We start from the raw sequence: 14,582 nt of genomic DNA, 5'->3' as shown, positions 1-14,582 counted from the left end.
CGATGACATGGGTGAAGCCGAGAACCGCGCTGGTGGCGCGGAGGCTGCGGCGGATGACGAACGCGCCGGAGACACCGGCGAGAGCCGCCGCGCTGCTGGCGCTGTGCGCCGCGTGCGAGGTGATCCTGCGCACCGGGCCGGAGGCCGACCTGCCGCTCGTGCTGCTGCTGAGCCTGGGCACCACCGCGCCCCTCGCGCTGCTGCGGGTGTATCCGGCGGCGGTCGCGGTGACCCTCACGGTGGCAGGGGCTCTGTCGCTTGCCCCGTTCGAGGTGTTCACCGCGGCAGCTCTGCCCGCTCTGCTGCTCTCCTTGTACGGGGCGGCCCGGCGCGGGCCGCGCCTGCTCGCCGTGCTCCTGCCGCTGCCGTTTGTCGGGCACGCCATGGCCGCCTCGGTGTCGTCGGCCGTCGCCCCTCGTGTCCTCGCCGTGCTGGTGGCCACGTCCGCGACGGCGGCTGCCGGGGCGGGCCTGGCGCGGCGGGCGCGTGGAGAGGCCCTGGTGCATTCGGCCACCGAGCAGGCCATCGCCGAGACCCTCCTCGAACACGCGGCGCGCGGTGAGCGGGCCCGTATCGCCCGTGAGTTGCACGATGTCGTCGCCCACCACATCTCGATGATCTCCGTACAGGCGGAGACGGCCCGGCTCACCACGCCCGGCCTGCCCGCGGCGGGCGCGGTACGCCTGCGGGCGATCGGCGACACCGCGCGCGCCGCGCTCACCGAGATGCGGCGCCTGTTGGGCGTACTGCGGGAGGACGCCGGGACCACGCCCACGCGCCGCCCCCAGCCGGGCCTGCAGCAGCTCAACGAACTCGTCGACGAGGCCCGGGACGCCGCGGGCTCCGGCACCCGCCTGATCGTCCGCGGCACGGTGCGCCCGCTGGACCCGGGCGTCGAGCTGACCGCGTACCGCATTGTGCAGGAGGCCCTCACCAACGCCCGTCGGCACGCGCCCGGGGCCGCCGTCGACATCGAGCTCGGCTACACCGACGACACGCTGCATCTGCGTATCCGCGACAACGGTCCGAGTCCGCCGGGCAAGAGCGACGGCCACGGCCTGCTGGGCATGCGCGAACGCGCGGCGACCGTCGGCGGGACGCTGCGCACCGGGCCCGCGCGGGGCGGCGGCTTCCTGGTGGAGGCGGCGCTGCCCACCGTCACCGAAGGGAGCACCGTATGACCACGCCGACCACAGGCACGCCGACCGCGGGCACGCCGGGCGCGCCGGTCCGCATCGTGGTCGTGGATGACCACGAGGTGGTACGCGCGGGCTTCGCCGGGCTGCTCGCCACCCAACCGGACTTCACGGTCGTCGGCACGGCGGGCGACGGCGCCGAGGCGGTGGCGGTCTGCCGCGAGCTGCGCCCCGACCTCGTCCTGATGGATGTCCGGATGCCGGTCATGGACGGCATCGAGGCGACCGCCCGGATCACCACGGCCGCCTCCGCCGTCCGGGTCCTGATCCTGACCACCTTCGACCTGGACGAGCATGTGTACGACGCGCTGGGCGCGGGGGCGAGCGGCTTTCTGCTCAAGGACGTCACCGCGGAGCGTCTCTTCGACGCCGTACGGGTGGTGGCGTCGGGCGAGGCGCTGCTCGCCCCGACCGTGACCCGCCGCCTGATCGCGGAGTTCGCGCGCCTGCGACCGGCACTCGCCCGCGACACGGCCCGGCAGGCCGGGCTGGGCGCGCTGACCCCGCGCGAGACGGAGGTGCTGCGGCTGATCGCCGAGGGGCTGTCCAACCCGGAGATCGCCGCGCGGCTGCATGTCAGCGAGGAGACGGTGAAGACCCATGTGAGCCGTGTCCTGGCGAAGCTCGGCCTGCGCGACCGCACCCAGGCGGTGGTGACGGCGTACGAGTCGGGGCTCGTGGTGCCGCGCTCGGGGATCAGCTGACCAGGTCGTCACGTCTGGCGCCCGGCCTCAGCTCCTTGCCTCAGCTCCTGGCCTCGCGGGTCTTCGAGCGGTTCGCCTTGCGGATGGCGTCCAACAGGTCGGATTTGGTCATATGCGAGCGCCCCTCGATACCGAGCCGCTTGGCCAAGTCGTAGAGATGCTGCTTCGACGCCTGCTCGTCGACGCCTTCACCGCTGCGCCCGCCCTGCTGGCGAGGCCGCGCCGCCTTCGGATCGGAGGGTCCCTTGCGCTGCGCCTCCTTGCGCTCCCAGCGGTCTCCGACCTTCTCGTAGGTGTGCTTGAGCGCGCTGTAAGCCACCCGGTGCGCCCGCTGGCCCTCGCCGTACTGCTCCACAGCGGAGTCATGCGCCTTGATCCAGGTGCGCTGCGCTTCGTCGGGCGACCGTTCCAGAGTCGACGGCAGTTCTTCCCGTCCCGGCACGTGACTCACCCCCCATCCCTGAACAATCGGCAGATATGAGAACGCGATACGGGTGCCCCGCGCACGTCCCCGGAAACCAGGGGGGCGGCCTCCGCGAGCGTTTGCCGGTCAGGCGCGGGGGGGCACCCGCACGCGCAAGGAGGTGGTTACCGTGCCCGAGCCCGGCAGCAAGCGCTACGACACTCGGCGTGCCCGGCTTCGCAAGGACGCCGAGGGCAGTGGTATGAGCGACCAGCAGGCCAATGAGGAGGCCACCAGGACCCTCCAGGAAGAAGACGACTGGCGCAGCCGGGGCCCGCGACCGAGCGCGGCCGGGGCCCGAAGAGCGAGCGCCCCCAGAGCGACTGAGCGACCGACCGGGTCGACAAGGACCGCCTCCCCCCGCGGGGCGAGGCGGTCCTTCCGTGCATTACCACAGCCGCCCCGTCCCAGGACGGAAATGGCACAGCAACGGCTTGTTCCACGATTCACGAACGGTTTTCGGACAACGATCCATGACTTGCGAGCCGACAGACAACCCCTGGCGCGCGCACTCGATCTCACACGCCAGATGCCCGACGTATCAGTCGCATCAGTCGCACTCGCAAGCGAGGAACCGAGGAACCGAGGAACAATGACGAGACCTCACCGCAATCGCATATGGCGTTCCGCACTCGCCGCCTCCGCCGCGCTCACCGTGGTCGCGGGCGTGGCTGCCGCCGCGCCTGTCGTCCGTTCGGTGGCGCCGAAAGCGCCCAAGCTCAGCCTCATCGCCGCCTCCACCTCGGTCACCCTCGACCGGTGGGACTGGGGAGAAGGGGAACCCGGCGGTGTCTTCCTGGACCTCGGCACCTATGTCACCGCCGAGGGCGGACCCCTGGAGTTCAAGGCGACACGCAAGTCCTACAAGGACCCTGTCCTCGTCAAGCAGATCATCCGCGAGGGGACGAAAACCCGGACCAGGACCCTCCCGGCGAGCCTGACGAAGGACTTCTCCGGCCTGTCGGACTTCCTTGAGATCACCCTCACCGACGCCACCGGCAAGACGGTGACGAAGACGACGGAGACCTTCTGCCCGAACAACGCGTCCGGGCGGATCCGGCCCGACGCCCCGGCCACCTCGAAGTATCCCGAGAGCTGTCCGACCAACCCCTTCACGCTGGGCTCGGTATGGGGCGTCGAGAACGGCTGGGCGTCCAACACCTACGCGGGCCACTACTCCGAGCCGGTCGATCTGGAGGTCGGTGAATACACCGCCAAACTGTCCGTGACGAAGGCCTACCGGGACTTCTTCAACCTTCCGAACGAGACCCAGACGCTCAAGGTGACCGTCCGCGACGGCGAGGGCGGCAAGGGCCGGGCGGCCACCGGCGCGCACGGATCCATGGCCGGCGGACACTCCGGCCATACGGCCTCGCCGGGGCAGGCCACGAGTGGCTCGGGCCACGCGTACCAGGAGGACCGCGGAGCCGACGCGCCCGCACCGCCCGCACTGCCGTACGCGCTCAAGAAGGGCCGCGCGGCACAGCACCTGGGTGACGGTCCCGGACACACCGACGGCTCCCGGATCGCGCCCGCGCGGAAGCCCAACGCGCAGCGCCCGACGGGCCGGGCGAGCGTCCCGGACGTGCCCAAGCCCGACCTCCGCTCGCTGCCCGCCTGGGACGTCGGCATCTCCGACGGCGAGGAAGGCGACGCGCCGGGCAAGGACTACATGGTCTTCAGCGCCAATGTGTGGAACGCGGGACCCGCGCCCCTGGTCGTGGACGGTTTCCGCGCTCCCGGCAAGGACCTGATGGACGCCTATCAGTACTTCTACGACGCCGCCGGAAAGCAGATCGGCTACACGCCCACCGGCACCATGGAGTGGGACGCGCGCGCCGGCCACGAGCACTGGCACTTCACCGACTTCGCCAGTTACCGCCTGCTGAGCGCCGACCAGAGCGAGATCGTGCGCAGTGGCAAGGAGGCCTTCTGCCTGGCCAACACCGACGCCATCGACTACACGGTGAAGAACGCCAACTGGCATCCGCAGAACACCGACCTGTCCACCGCGTGTGGCCAGCAGAGCTCGATCTCCGTCCGGGAAGTGCTCGATGTCGGCTCCGGTGACACGTACACCCAGTACCTGCCCGGCCAGTCCTTCGACGTCACCGATCTGCCGAACGGCACCTACTACATCCAGGTGATCGCCAACCCCGAGCAGCGGCTGCAGGAGACCGACCTGACCAACAACGTCGCGCTCCGCAAGGTTGTACTGAGTGGCGAGGCGGGCGCCCGTGAGGTGACCGTGCCCCCGTACGACCTGGTCGACGCTCCCTGACCGCCCCTGGACAGACCGACCAAACCCTGTGAAGGCTCGGGCCCGGCCGCGCTCGCGCGTGACCGGGCCCGAGCCGAAGCATGCGAATATTTCCAGCCAATAAGTCTCCTGAAATTGCCTCAGATCTGCCCGGAACCTTGTGGTGACAGGTTTCCGGTCAGGGGGATACTCATTGGCTGAGGCCATCCAAGATTGAACAAATCGCTCTCCCGGGACCGACTCCTCCATACGCGCGCCACATCGAGGCAGTGACCTGGCGGCCGTGGCCGCCCCGCGACGAAAACGGTGCAAGGAGAGCAGCCGTGCATGACGAATTCCTGTGTCACGTCACCGCTTACGGGGTGGCCGGCGGGCAGCGTATCGGCGTACCGCTGGGTACGTATCGCGCTCCCACTCTGCCGCTCGCGCTGTGGTGGCTGCGTGACCGCGCGACGTGGATAGCCGAGAGACTCGACCCCAGCCCCGAGTGCCCGTACTTACCGGCCCAGGCGCTCTCTCTGGTAGGGGCGCACGTCCCCGATGTGCCGGATCTGCTGCGCGGCTGGCGTGACGACCCCGCCTGCCAGAACAGAGTCGCCGAACAGCTCTCCGCCGGCCGGCTCATCCGGGTCGCGGTCCATGACGAGGTGACCGAGTACGAGTTCCTCGCGGAGTCGGTCGACGCGCTCCGTATGCACCGGGCCGTTCCCCGGGTGATGGCGCCTCCCGCGGGCCGCCGGAGAGCGGCCGCGGGACCGCGCGTAAGACAGCCGGCGCCCTTCAGATGACGGACACCCCTTAGAACGGACCCCGTAGAGGGGAGACCCGCTCGCTCGGCGCCGCGTCCCCTGCCGCAGACTGTTGTGCCATGGACCTGCAGATCACCGCGACCTCGCCCGAGCACCCGGCCGCCCTTCTCGATCTGCCGTGGAGCCTCCCGCTGGAGGAATGGCCGGACGAGTGCCTGGTCTCCCTGCCGCGTGGCATCTCCCGCCATGTCGTACGGTTCGCGCGGGCGGGCGACGAAGTGGTCGCGGTCAAGGAGGTCGGCGAGTGGGCGGCCGTACGGGAGTACGGGCTGCTGCGGGACCTCGACCGGCTCGCCATGCCCGCGGTCGACGCGGTGGCGGTGGTGACCGGCCGCACCGACGCCCACGGTGAGCCACTGGAGCCGGTCCTGGTGACGCGCCACCTCAAGGGCTCGCTGCCGTATCGCTCGATGTTCGAGACGACAATGCGCCCCACCACGATCAAGCGGCTGCTCGACGCGCTCGCCGTGCTGCTGGTACGACTGCACCTCACCGGCTTCGCCTGGGGCGACTGCTCGCTGTCCAACACCCTCTTCCGGCGCGACGCGGGCGCGTACGCGGCGTACCTCGTGGACGCCGAGACGGGGCAGCTCCAGCCGCGGCTCACCCACGGGCAGCGGGAGTACGACGTGGAGGTCGCGCGGGTGAACATCGCGGGCGAGCTGATGGACCTGGAGGCGGGCGGGTCCCTGCATCCGTCGGTGGACCCGGTTCTCTTCGGCCAGGCCATCGCCGAGCGGTACACGGAACTGTGGCACGAGCTGACCCGCCAGTCGGTCTACCCGCCCGACAAGCGGCACTACATCGACCGCCGGGTCCGCCGCCTCAACGACCTCGGTTTCGACGTGGCCGAAATGCAGATCCAGCGCTCACCCGACGGGGACAAGATCACCTTCCTGCCGAAGGTCGTGGACGCCGGGCACCACCAGCGGCAGCTGCTGCGGCTGACCGGCATGGACGCGGAGGAGAACCAGGCGCGCAGCCTCCTCAACGACCTGGAGGCCTGGATGGCCTCACAGGACGACTACGCGCCCGGCGACCCCCTCGGCGCACGCCCGGAGGTGCTCGCCCACCGCTGGGTCCGCGACGTCTTCCGGCCGACCGTACGAGCCGTTCCCCTGGAACTGCGCGGCTCCATGGACGTGGCGCAGCTCTACTACGAACTGCTGGAGCACCGCTGGCTGATGTCGGAACAGGCCGGGCACGACGTGGGTCTGGATGTCACGGTCGCCGACTACATACGTACGGTGCTGAACCACGGCACGGAGGCCTGAGCCACCCGCTGCCGGGCCGCTCCAGCAACCGGGTCGCGATGTCCTCGTCGGCCATCGCGGCGTTCGCGCCCGCGTGGGTGACGGATCGGAACGCGAGGGGTTTACAGCCACGGGAGAACGCTGTAGTCACTGTAGTTGCGCCATCCGAATTCGGGTGAGGCTGTTCGCAGTTGAGCGAATGACCGAAGCCGGGCACGGTGCGGGCAGACAACGTTGTCATACGGTCGTGAGGCGGAGGCTTTCGGTGCTCAGTGGTTCACGTGGGTCGCGTGGCTCCATCGGCTCGAGGTACGGACTTCTGGCGCTGCTCGCCGCCGTGCTGAGCGCCCTGCTCGGCATCAGCGCGCTCACGCCACCAGCCGGCGCGGCCGAGACCGGGGAGAGCACCTGGACCGTCACCGGCCGCACCGCGGCGCCGCCCGGTGACGAGCTGTCGGCAGTCGTACGCCTCGACGGATCCGGGGGCGCGCTGTCGCTGTCCGTGCACCGCGGCGACCGCACCGTCCTGGCGCCCGCGCCCCTCGGCATCGTCACCGGGGCCGCCGACCTGACCTCCGGTCTGCGACTGCTCGGCCGCGACACCCGGCAGGTGACCGAGCAGTACACGACCACGACCGGCAAGCAGCGCCGGCGCAGCGCGCGGATGACGGAGAGCCGGTTCTCCTTCGCGGGCGCGGGCGACGCCCGTCTCGACCTTCTCGTACGCGTCTGTGACGACGGCATCGCCTACCGCTACGTCGTCCCGGCGCCCCCTGGCCAGGACGGCGTGACAGTGCTCCGCGAGGCCTCCGCCTTCGAGCTGCCGGCCGCTTCCCCGGCCTGGCTGACGCCCTACTCCGTCAACTACGAGCGCCCCCACCTCCAGACGACCGCGGCGGGCGCGGCCACCGGCGCGTTCGGATACCCGTCGCTCTTCCAGGTCGGCGCGGACTACGTACTGCTCACCGAGTCGGACGTCGACGGCCGGTACGCCGCCTCCCGCCTGGCCCACCGGACAGGCACCGGCCGGTACGAGGTGACCCTCGCCGACGAGCGGATCGTTTCCCCCGGCCCGCTGGCCACGCCCTGGCGCACCGCCGTCATCGGCGACCTGGCGACCGTCACCGAGTCCACGCTCGTGGACGACCTCGCGCCGGACTCCCGTATCGGGGACACCTCCTGGATACGTCCGGGCACGGTCGCCTGGTCCTGGCTCGCCGGGTTCGCCGGCGCGCAGCGCAGCCTGGAGACGCAGCAGCGTTTCGTCGACTACAGCGCGGCGCACGGATGGGAGTACACCCTGGTCGACGACGGCTGGAAGACCGCCGACTGGATGCCCGAGCTCATCGCGTACGCCGGACAGCGCGGCGTGAAGATCCTGCTGTGGATGCACTGGAGCGATCTCGACACCGCCGCGGAACGGGATGAAACCCTGGCCCGGGTCAAACAGTGGGGCGCCGCCGGGCTGAAGATCGACTTCATGGACTCCGACTCGCAGGAACGCTTCCGCTGGTACGACGACATCCTCAAGGCGACCGCCGAGCAGAAGCTGCTCGTCAACTTCCACGGCGCGACGCTGCCCCACGGCATCCAGCGCACCTGGCCGCATGTGATGACGGTGGAGGCGGTCTACGGGGCCGAGCAGGGCAATGTCTCCCGTAGCGACATCACCACCCTGCCGTACACGCGCAATGTCGTGGGGTCCATGGACTACACGCCGATGGGCTTCCAGTTCGGCACGCGCAACACCTCCGACGCCGCCGAGCTGGCGCTGTCCGTCGTGTACGAGTCGGGCTTCCAGAACTACGCCGGCTCGGTGCGGGCGTACCAGGACCGCCCTCAGCTGGAGCGCTTCCTCGAACAGGTGCCTACCGTCTGGGACGAGACGCGGCTGCTGTCCGGCCGGCCCGGCGAGGCGGTGACCTTCGCGCGGCGCGACGCGGACCGCTGGTTCCTGGGCAGCGTGTCCGCCCCGGCCCCGGGCACGGAGCGCGTGGCACTGGACTTCCTCGGCGCGGGGCGCTGGCGGGTGGAGGTCGTACGAGACGGTGAGGACGGGCTGGTGCGCGAATCCCGCGTCGTCGACCGGCGCGCCACACTGGAGGTTCCGACCGGGTCCAACGGCGGTTTCGCCGCGCTGATCTGCCGGGAGAGGCCCGGGCGCGCCACCTGTGACAAGCCGGTCGTCCGTACGCCGTTGACGACCCTCACCGCCGGGCCGCAGAAGACCGAGGCGGAGCCGGGTGACGTGGTGGACATCGACGGCCGGTTCCTGGTCGAGGAGTTCGGCCCGGCCCAGGACGTCACTCTGCGGGCGAGCGCCCCGCAGGGCTGGACGGTCCAGGGCGGCGGCGCCGGGGCCGCCGAACTGCCCACGGGGCAGGCGCTCGACGGCAGCTGGAAGGTGCAGGTGCCGGCGGACGCCGCGTACGGCTACAGCGAGGTGGTCGTGACGTCCGAGTACCGCGCACCGGGCAGGCCGAAGCGCACTCCCCCGCTGCGTACGCAGCGAACAGTGCGCGTCTTCGTCTCACCGCCGGGGATCGACTACGTCAGCGATCTGCCGTTCGCCGCGGAGCGCAACGGCTGGGGACCGGTCGAGCGTGATCTGTCCAACGGCGAGAACAGCGCGGGCGACGGAGGACCGCTCCGTATCCGTGGCACGGCGTACGACAAGGGTCTTGGCACGCACTCCCTGAGCGAGGTGTCCGTCGACATCGGCGGGACGTACGACCGGTTCACGGCGTACGTGGGCGTGGACGACGAGGTGAGCGGCGCGGCCTCGGTCGTCTTCGAGGTGGTGGGCGACGACCGGGTGCTGGCCCGCACCGGGGTACTGACCCGCGCGGACGCGGCCCACGCCATCGACGTCGATGTGTCGGGGGTGCGGCGGCTCACTCTCCGCGCGACCGACGGCGGCGACGGGATCAACTTCGACCATGCCGACTGGGCGGACGCCCGGCTGCGCCTGGTGGACAGCGCGGACCGCCCTTGAGCCCCGTCCGGTCCAGTGAACTGCTGGGTTTCGATGCCGATGCCCGAGTCCTCATCGTCAACTGCGACGACCTCGGGATGTACGAGGCGGTCAACGTCGCGATCGTGGAGTCGATCGAGGAGGGGATCGCGAGTTCGTGCAGCCTGATGGCGCCGTGTCCGTCGGCGGCGCACGCCATGCGGCTGCTCCGCGGGCGTCCGGGGATCCCGTTCGGGATCCACCTCACGCTGGTCTGCGACACGGCTGAGTACCGGTGGGGGCCGCTGGCGGCGAGGGAGAGCGTGCCCTCGCTGCTCGACGAGCGGGGCGAGCTGTTCCTGCCCACGCCCGCCGGGCGGGCCGGGCTGCTCGCCCGGGCCCGTCTGGAGGAGGTGGAGCGTGAGTTCCGCGCGCAGATCGACGCGGTGGCCGACGCCGGGCTCAGTCCTGCCCATCTGGACTTCCACTGCCTGGCCGACGGCGGACGTGACGACATCCTCGACCTGACGGTGGCGCTGGCCGGGGAGTACGGCCTGGCGGTGCGGGTCTGGCTGGAACCCGCGCGCGGGAGGCTGCGCGGGCGGGGCCTGCCGGTCATCGACAACCCGTTCCTGGACAGCTTCAGTCTCGACGTCGAAGGGAAGCCCGCCCGCTGTGCCCAACTGCTGCGGGAGCTGCCCGCGGGTCTGAGCGAGTGGGCGGTGCATCCCGGTCTGGGCGACGAGGAGGCGCGGACGATCGACCCCAGCGGCTGGCGGGTGCGCCGGACGGACTACGAGTTTCTGACCTCGCGCAGGGCTTTTGAACTCCTCCAGGAGGAAGGCATCGTCGTCATCGATTACGCGGGCATCCAGCGGGCGTGGACAGGAGCGGCGCGCGGCGGCAGCGCGTACGAGACCTGACAGAGCCGCGTTAAGGACGTGTAAGGTTCTTCGCGGTGTGCCGGGAAGCCTGGTCGGCGAACAAGAGACAGCTCTCTCTTCGCTGATCGGAGCACCGTGAACGACTGGCACAGCTGGGCGGCCATTGCCGTTTTCGTCGGTACCTACACCCTGATCATCAGCGAGAAGGTCCACCGGGTGGCCGCCGCCCTCGGCGGCGCCGGACTGATGCTGGCCATCGGGGCGACCGACGACAAGTCGGCCTTCTACTCCGAGCACAGCGGCGTCGACTGGAACGTCATCTTCCTTCTCCTCGGAATGATGATGATCGTCGGCGTGCTCAAGAAGACCGGCATGTTCGAGTACTTGGCCATTTGGTCGGTCAAACGCGCCCAGGCGAAACCGTTCCGCGTGATGGTCATGCTCATCGTCATCACCGCCGTCGCCTCGGCGCTGCTCGACAACGTCACCACCGTGCTGCTGATCGTCCCCGTGACGCTGCTGGTGTGCGAACGCCTCGCGCTGCCCTCCGCCCCCTTCCTCATCGCCGAGGTCCTGGCCTCCAACATCGGCGGCACCGCCACCCTCGTCGGCGACCCGCCCAACATCATCATCGCCAGCCGCGCCGGACTGACCTTCAACGACTTCCTGATCCACCTCGCGCCGCTGTCCGCGGTGCTCATCGTCGTACTGATCGCCCTGTGCCGCTTCCTGTTCCGCAAGAGCTTCGTCTACGACGAGGAGCGCGCCGAGGAGGTCATGGCGCTGGAGGAGCGCGAGGCCATCCACGACCCGCGCCTGCTCGTCCAGGGCCTGGTCGTCCTCGTCCTCGTCGTCGCCGGGTTCATCCTGCACCCGGTGCTGCACTTCGAGCCGAGCGTCGTCGCGCTGCTCGGCGCCGGGCTGCTCATCACGATCTCCACCGTCAAGACCGGTGATGTGCTCGGTGAGGTGGAGTGGCCGACGCTGGCCTTCTTCGCCGGGCTGTTCATCATGATCGGCGGACTGATCGAGACGGGCGTCATCGGCGAGGTCTCCACCGCTCTGGCCGATGTCATCGGCCAGAACGAACTCGGCGGGTCCATGCTGCTGCTGACCTCCTCCGCCGTGCTCTCCGGGATCATCGACAACATTCCGTACGTCGCGACCATGGCGCCCATCACCAGCGACCTCGTCGAGAACATGGGCGGCGCCCCCGACCATGTGATGTGGTGGGCGCTGGCCATCGGCGCGGACCTCGGCGGCAACGCCACCGCCATCGGCGCCAGCGCCAACGTCGTCGTCCTCGGCATCGCCGAACGCAACCGGCAGGCCATCAGCTTCTGGCAGTTCACCAAGTACGGCCTCGTCGTCACCGCCGTCACCGTGGCCATCTCCGTGGTCTACGTCTGGCTGCGCTACTTCGCCCTGGCCTGAGTCCCGGAGACTATGAGGCGTGTCCTCACTTCCCGATCAAGTTCCAGGTCAAGTTCCAGGTCAAGTTCAAGGTCCAGTCGTTCAAGTCCGGGCTCAGGCGGCCCACATCGGCGCGTTCACCGGTCACATGGTGATCTGCGGTGACGACGCGCTGGCCCACCGCCTCGGCGCCGAGCTGCGTGACCTCTACAAGGAGCGGGTGACCCTGGTCATCCCGCCCGACGGCACGGCCGGCAGCCCGCAGATCACGGTGCCGGGGCGGCGGAGCCCGTCCGCGATCTTCGGGCGGGTGTCCGCCGCGATGTCCCGTACGGCCGCCGCGCCCGCGGACACCCGGCGCACCGCCGCCAACACCAGGCGGGAGCCCGCCGACGCCGTCCGGGTGCTCCACGCGGCCGAGCCCGCCGACGCGGTGCTCGCCGAAGCCGGGGTGGAACGTGCCGCCGCGCTCGCGCTCGTCTACGACGACGACGAGACGAACATCCGCGCCGCGCTGACCGCCCGCCGCCTCAACCCCCGTCTGCGGCTGGTGATCCGGCTCTACAACCGCAAACTGGGCCAGCATCTGGAGGAGCTCCTCGACCAGGCCGCCGCGGTCGCCATGCCGGAGCTGGACACGGAGCATCTGGACGCGTCCACGACCGTGCTGTCCGACGCGGACACAGTCGCTCCCGCCCTGGCCGCCACCGCGGTCGGCGGCACGAGCAAGGTTGTCCAGGCGGACGGGCTGCTGCTGCGGGCGGCCGAGCGCACGCCGCCCGGCTCCGGCGAGGTCGCCGACCCGGGCCTGTGCACCCTGGCGCTGCTGTCCGCCACCACCCATGACCCGGCGGGCGCCGAGGGTTCGGACACCAGCGGAGTGGAGGGCCCGCAACTACTGCCGGACGACCGCACGGTCACGTCCGCCGTCGGGCGCGGCACCATCGTCCTGGAGGCGGTCAGCCACGCCGGTCCCGTACTCCCGGCCGGGCGGCTGGCGAGCCGGGGCGTTCCGCTCCGGGAGCTCTTCTCGCGCCGGCTGCGCTGGGCTGTCGTCGGCATCGGCCTGGCCGTCCTCGCGCTGGCGGTCGCCTCCTGGGTCACCACCGGTGATCACCCCCTGCACGCCGCGTATGTCACGCTGCTCGACTTCTTCGCCATCAACGACCCGGCGGTCGGCGCGCCCATGGCCCGCCAGGTGCTCCAGCTCCTGGCCGGCCTCGCGGGCCTGGCGCTGCTCCCCGTACTCGTGGCGGGCGCGCTCGAAGCGCTGGGCGCGTTCCGCGCCACGTCCGCGCTGCGCCGCCCGCCGCGCGGTCTGTCGGGCCATGTCGTCCTGCTGGGGCTCGGCAAGATCGGCACCCGTGTGCTGGCCCGGCTGCGTGAGCTCGACATCCCGGTGGTCTGCGTCGAGGAGGACCCCGAGGCCCGGGGCATCCCGCTCGCCCGGCGGCTGCGCGTGCCGACCGTGATCGGAGACGTCACCCAGGAAGGCGTGCTGGAAGCAGCCAAGATCCACCGGGCGCACGCCCTGCTCGCGCTCACCAGCGCCGACACGACGAACCTGGAAGCCGCGCTGTACGCCCGTACGGTCAAACCGGACCTGAGGGTCGCGCTGCGCCTGTACGACGACGACTTCGCCACCGCCGTCTACCGCACCCTGCGCGCCGCCCACCCCGAGGCCCTCACCCGCAGCCGCAGCGTCTCCACCCTCGCGGCGCCCGCCTTCGCCGGGGCCATGATGGGCCGCCAGGTCCTCGGCGCCATCCCGGTCGAACGCAAGGTGCTCCTCTTCGCGGCACTCGAAGTGGCCGGTCACGCACAGCTCGAAGGGCGCACTGTCGCCGAGGCGTTTCGCCCGGGCGCCTGGCGCGTCCTCGCCCTGGACACCACGGCTCCGGCGGACCGCCGCCCCGACCTGGCCGCGCCACGCCCGGCGGACGGCGAGGAACACCGCACCGCTCTGGTCTGGGACCTGCATCCGGGCTATGTCCTGCGGCCGGAGGACCGCGTGGTGCTGGCCGCCACCCGGCGCGGTCTTGCCGAACTCCTGGCCAGACGGCCCCGCCCGTAGCGCTACAGGTCGCCGCTGACCCGTTAGTGTCACATAACGGATGGACCGAACGGCAGAGACAGGAGCCGACCGTGCGCGCACGTGACCTGGCGGTGGAATACGAGTCGGTGACCGTCGACAGCGATGCCGTGGAGGCGGCCCGCCTGATGGCCGAGCACAAGCTGCCCGGACTGCTCGTCCTGGACGAGCGCGGCGAGCCCAAGGCGATCCTGCCCGCCTCCCAGATGGTCAAGGTCCTGGTCCCGACGTATGTGATCGAGGATCCGACGCTTGCCTCGGTCGTCGACGAGAAGCACGCCGACCGGCTGTGTCAGGCGCTGGTGGGCCGCACCGTGGGCGACTGCCTGTCCGCCACGGCGGCCCCGCCGCCGATCGCCGCGCCCGACGACACCGCCCTGGAGGTGGCGGCGCTGATGGCGCGGGTACGCAGCCCGCTGGTGGCGGTGGCGGAGAAGGCCAAGGACGGCATCCACCTGCTCGGAGTGATCACCGCTTCACACCTGCTTCATGAGCTTCTCAGCGCCGCTGACCGGCGCTCCGAGGGACGCTCCGGGGGATGAATTACCCGAGCGG

At 70.7% G+C, this 14,582-nt stretch carries 11 protein-coding genes; 10 read left to right on the top strand and 1 reads right to left on the bottom strand.

Annotated elements, in window-relative coordinates; genetic code table 11:
* Positions 1–2: 2 nt before the first annotated feature.
* Positions 3–1,181 carry a sensor histidine kinase gene (locus ACIHCQ_RS17510; RefSeq protein ID WP_399662834.1) on the top strand — a complete coding sequence of 393 codons (1,179 nt, stop codon included), beginning with the start codon at positions 3–5 and terminating at the stop codon, positions 1,179–1,181.
* Positions 1,178–1,900, top strand: coding sequence for a response regulator (locus tag ACIHCQ_RS17505; protein ID WP_399662832.1), 723 nt, complete (start codon positions 1,178–1,180; stop codon positions 1,898–1,900). The genes ACIHCQ_RS17510 and ACIHCQ_RS17505 overlap by 4 nt, the downstream gene beginning before the upstream one ends.
* Before the next feature lie 40 nt (positions 1,901–1,940).
* On the opposite strand, the gene ACIHCQ_RS17500 is transcribed toward ACIHCQ_RS17505, so the two are convergent.
* Positions 1,941–2,342, bottom strand: coding sequence for a ChaB family protein (locus tag ACIHCQ_RS17500; protein ID WP_399662830.1), 402 nt, complete (start codon positions 2,340–2,342; stop codon positions 1,941–1,943).
* Between the two features lie 613 nt (positions 2,343–2,955).
* Between ACIHCQ_RS17500 and ACIHCQ_RS17495 the strand changes: the two genes are divergently transcribed.
* The 8 genes from ACIHCQ_RS17495 (at position 2,956) to ACIHCQ_RS17460 (ending at position 14,569) form a co-directional block, all read left to right on the top strand.
* Complete coding sequence (locus ACIHCQ_RS17495) at positions 2,956–4,644, top strand: lysyl oxidase family protein (protein WP_399662828.1); 1,689 nt, start codon at positions 2,956–2,958, stop codon at positions 4,642–4,644.
* 302 nt (positions 4,645–4,946) lie between these two features.
* The gene (locus ACIHCQ_RS17490; RefSeq protein ID WP_399662826.1) at positions 4,947–5,411 is read left to right on the top strand and encodes a hypothetical protein; all 465 of its coding nucleotides are present in this window, start codon (positions 4,947–4,949) and stop codon (positions 5,409–5,411) included.
* Positions 5,412–5,491: 80 nt separating this feature from the next.
* The gene (locus ACIHCQ_RS17485; RefSeq protein ID WP_399662824.1) at positions 5,492–6,706 is read left to right on the top strand and encodes a DUF4032 domain-containing protein; all 1,215 of its coding nucleotides are present in this window, start codon (positions 5,492–5,494) and stop codon (positions 6,704–6,706) included.
* 244 nt (positions 6,707–6,950) lie between these two features.
* On the top strand, positions 6,951–9,680 hold the full coding sequence (locus tag ACIHCQ_RS17480; protein WP_399662822.1) for a glycoside hydrolase family 97 catalytic domain-containing protein: 2,730 nt from the start codon (positions 6,951–6,953) through the stop codon (positions 9,678–9,680).
* Positions 9,677–10,561 carry a polysaccharide deacetylase family protein gene (locus ACIHCQ_RS17475; protein ID WP_399662820.1) on the top strand — a complete coding sequence of 295 codons (885 nt, stop codon included), beginning with the start codon at positions 9,677–9,679 and terminating at the stop codon, positions 10,559–10,561. Before ACIHCQ_RS17480 ends, ACIHCQ_RS17475 begins: the two co-directional genes overlap by 4 nt.
* 96 nt (positions 10,562–10,657) lie before the next feature.
* Positions 10,658–11,956, top strand: coding sequence for an ArsB/NhaD family transporter (locus ACIHCQ_RS17470; RefSeq protein ID WP_399662818.1), 1,299 nt, complete (start codon positions 10,658–10,660; stop codon positions 11,954–11,956).
* Between the two features lie 127 nt (positions 11,957–12,083).
* Positions 12,084–14,009: an NAD-binding protein gene (locus tag ACIHCQ_RS17465; RefSeq protein ID WP_399662816.1), complete on the top strand. Its 1,926-nt coding sequence runs from the start codon at positions 12,084–12,086 to the stop codon at positions 14,007–14,009.
* Between the two features lie 71 nt (positions 14,010–14,080).
* The gene (locus tag ACIHCQ_RS17460; RefSeq protein ID WP_399662814.1) at positions 14,081–14,569 is read left to right on the top strand and encodes a CBS domain-containing protein; all 489 of its coding nucleotides are present in this window, start codon (positions 14,081–14,083) and stop codon (positions 14,567–14,569) included.
* The last annotated feature ends 13 nt before the right edge of the window (positions 14,570–14,582 follow it).

The sequence above is a fragment of the Streptomyces sp. NPDC052236 genome, assembly GCF_044548015.1.
Classification (GTDB): domain Bacteria; phylum Actinomycetota; class Actinomycetes; order Streptomycetales; family Streptomycetaceae; genus Streptomyces.
Note: the sequence above shows the minus strand (reverse complement) of the source record. Positions and strands in the feature narration are given on the sequence as shown.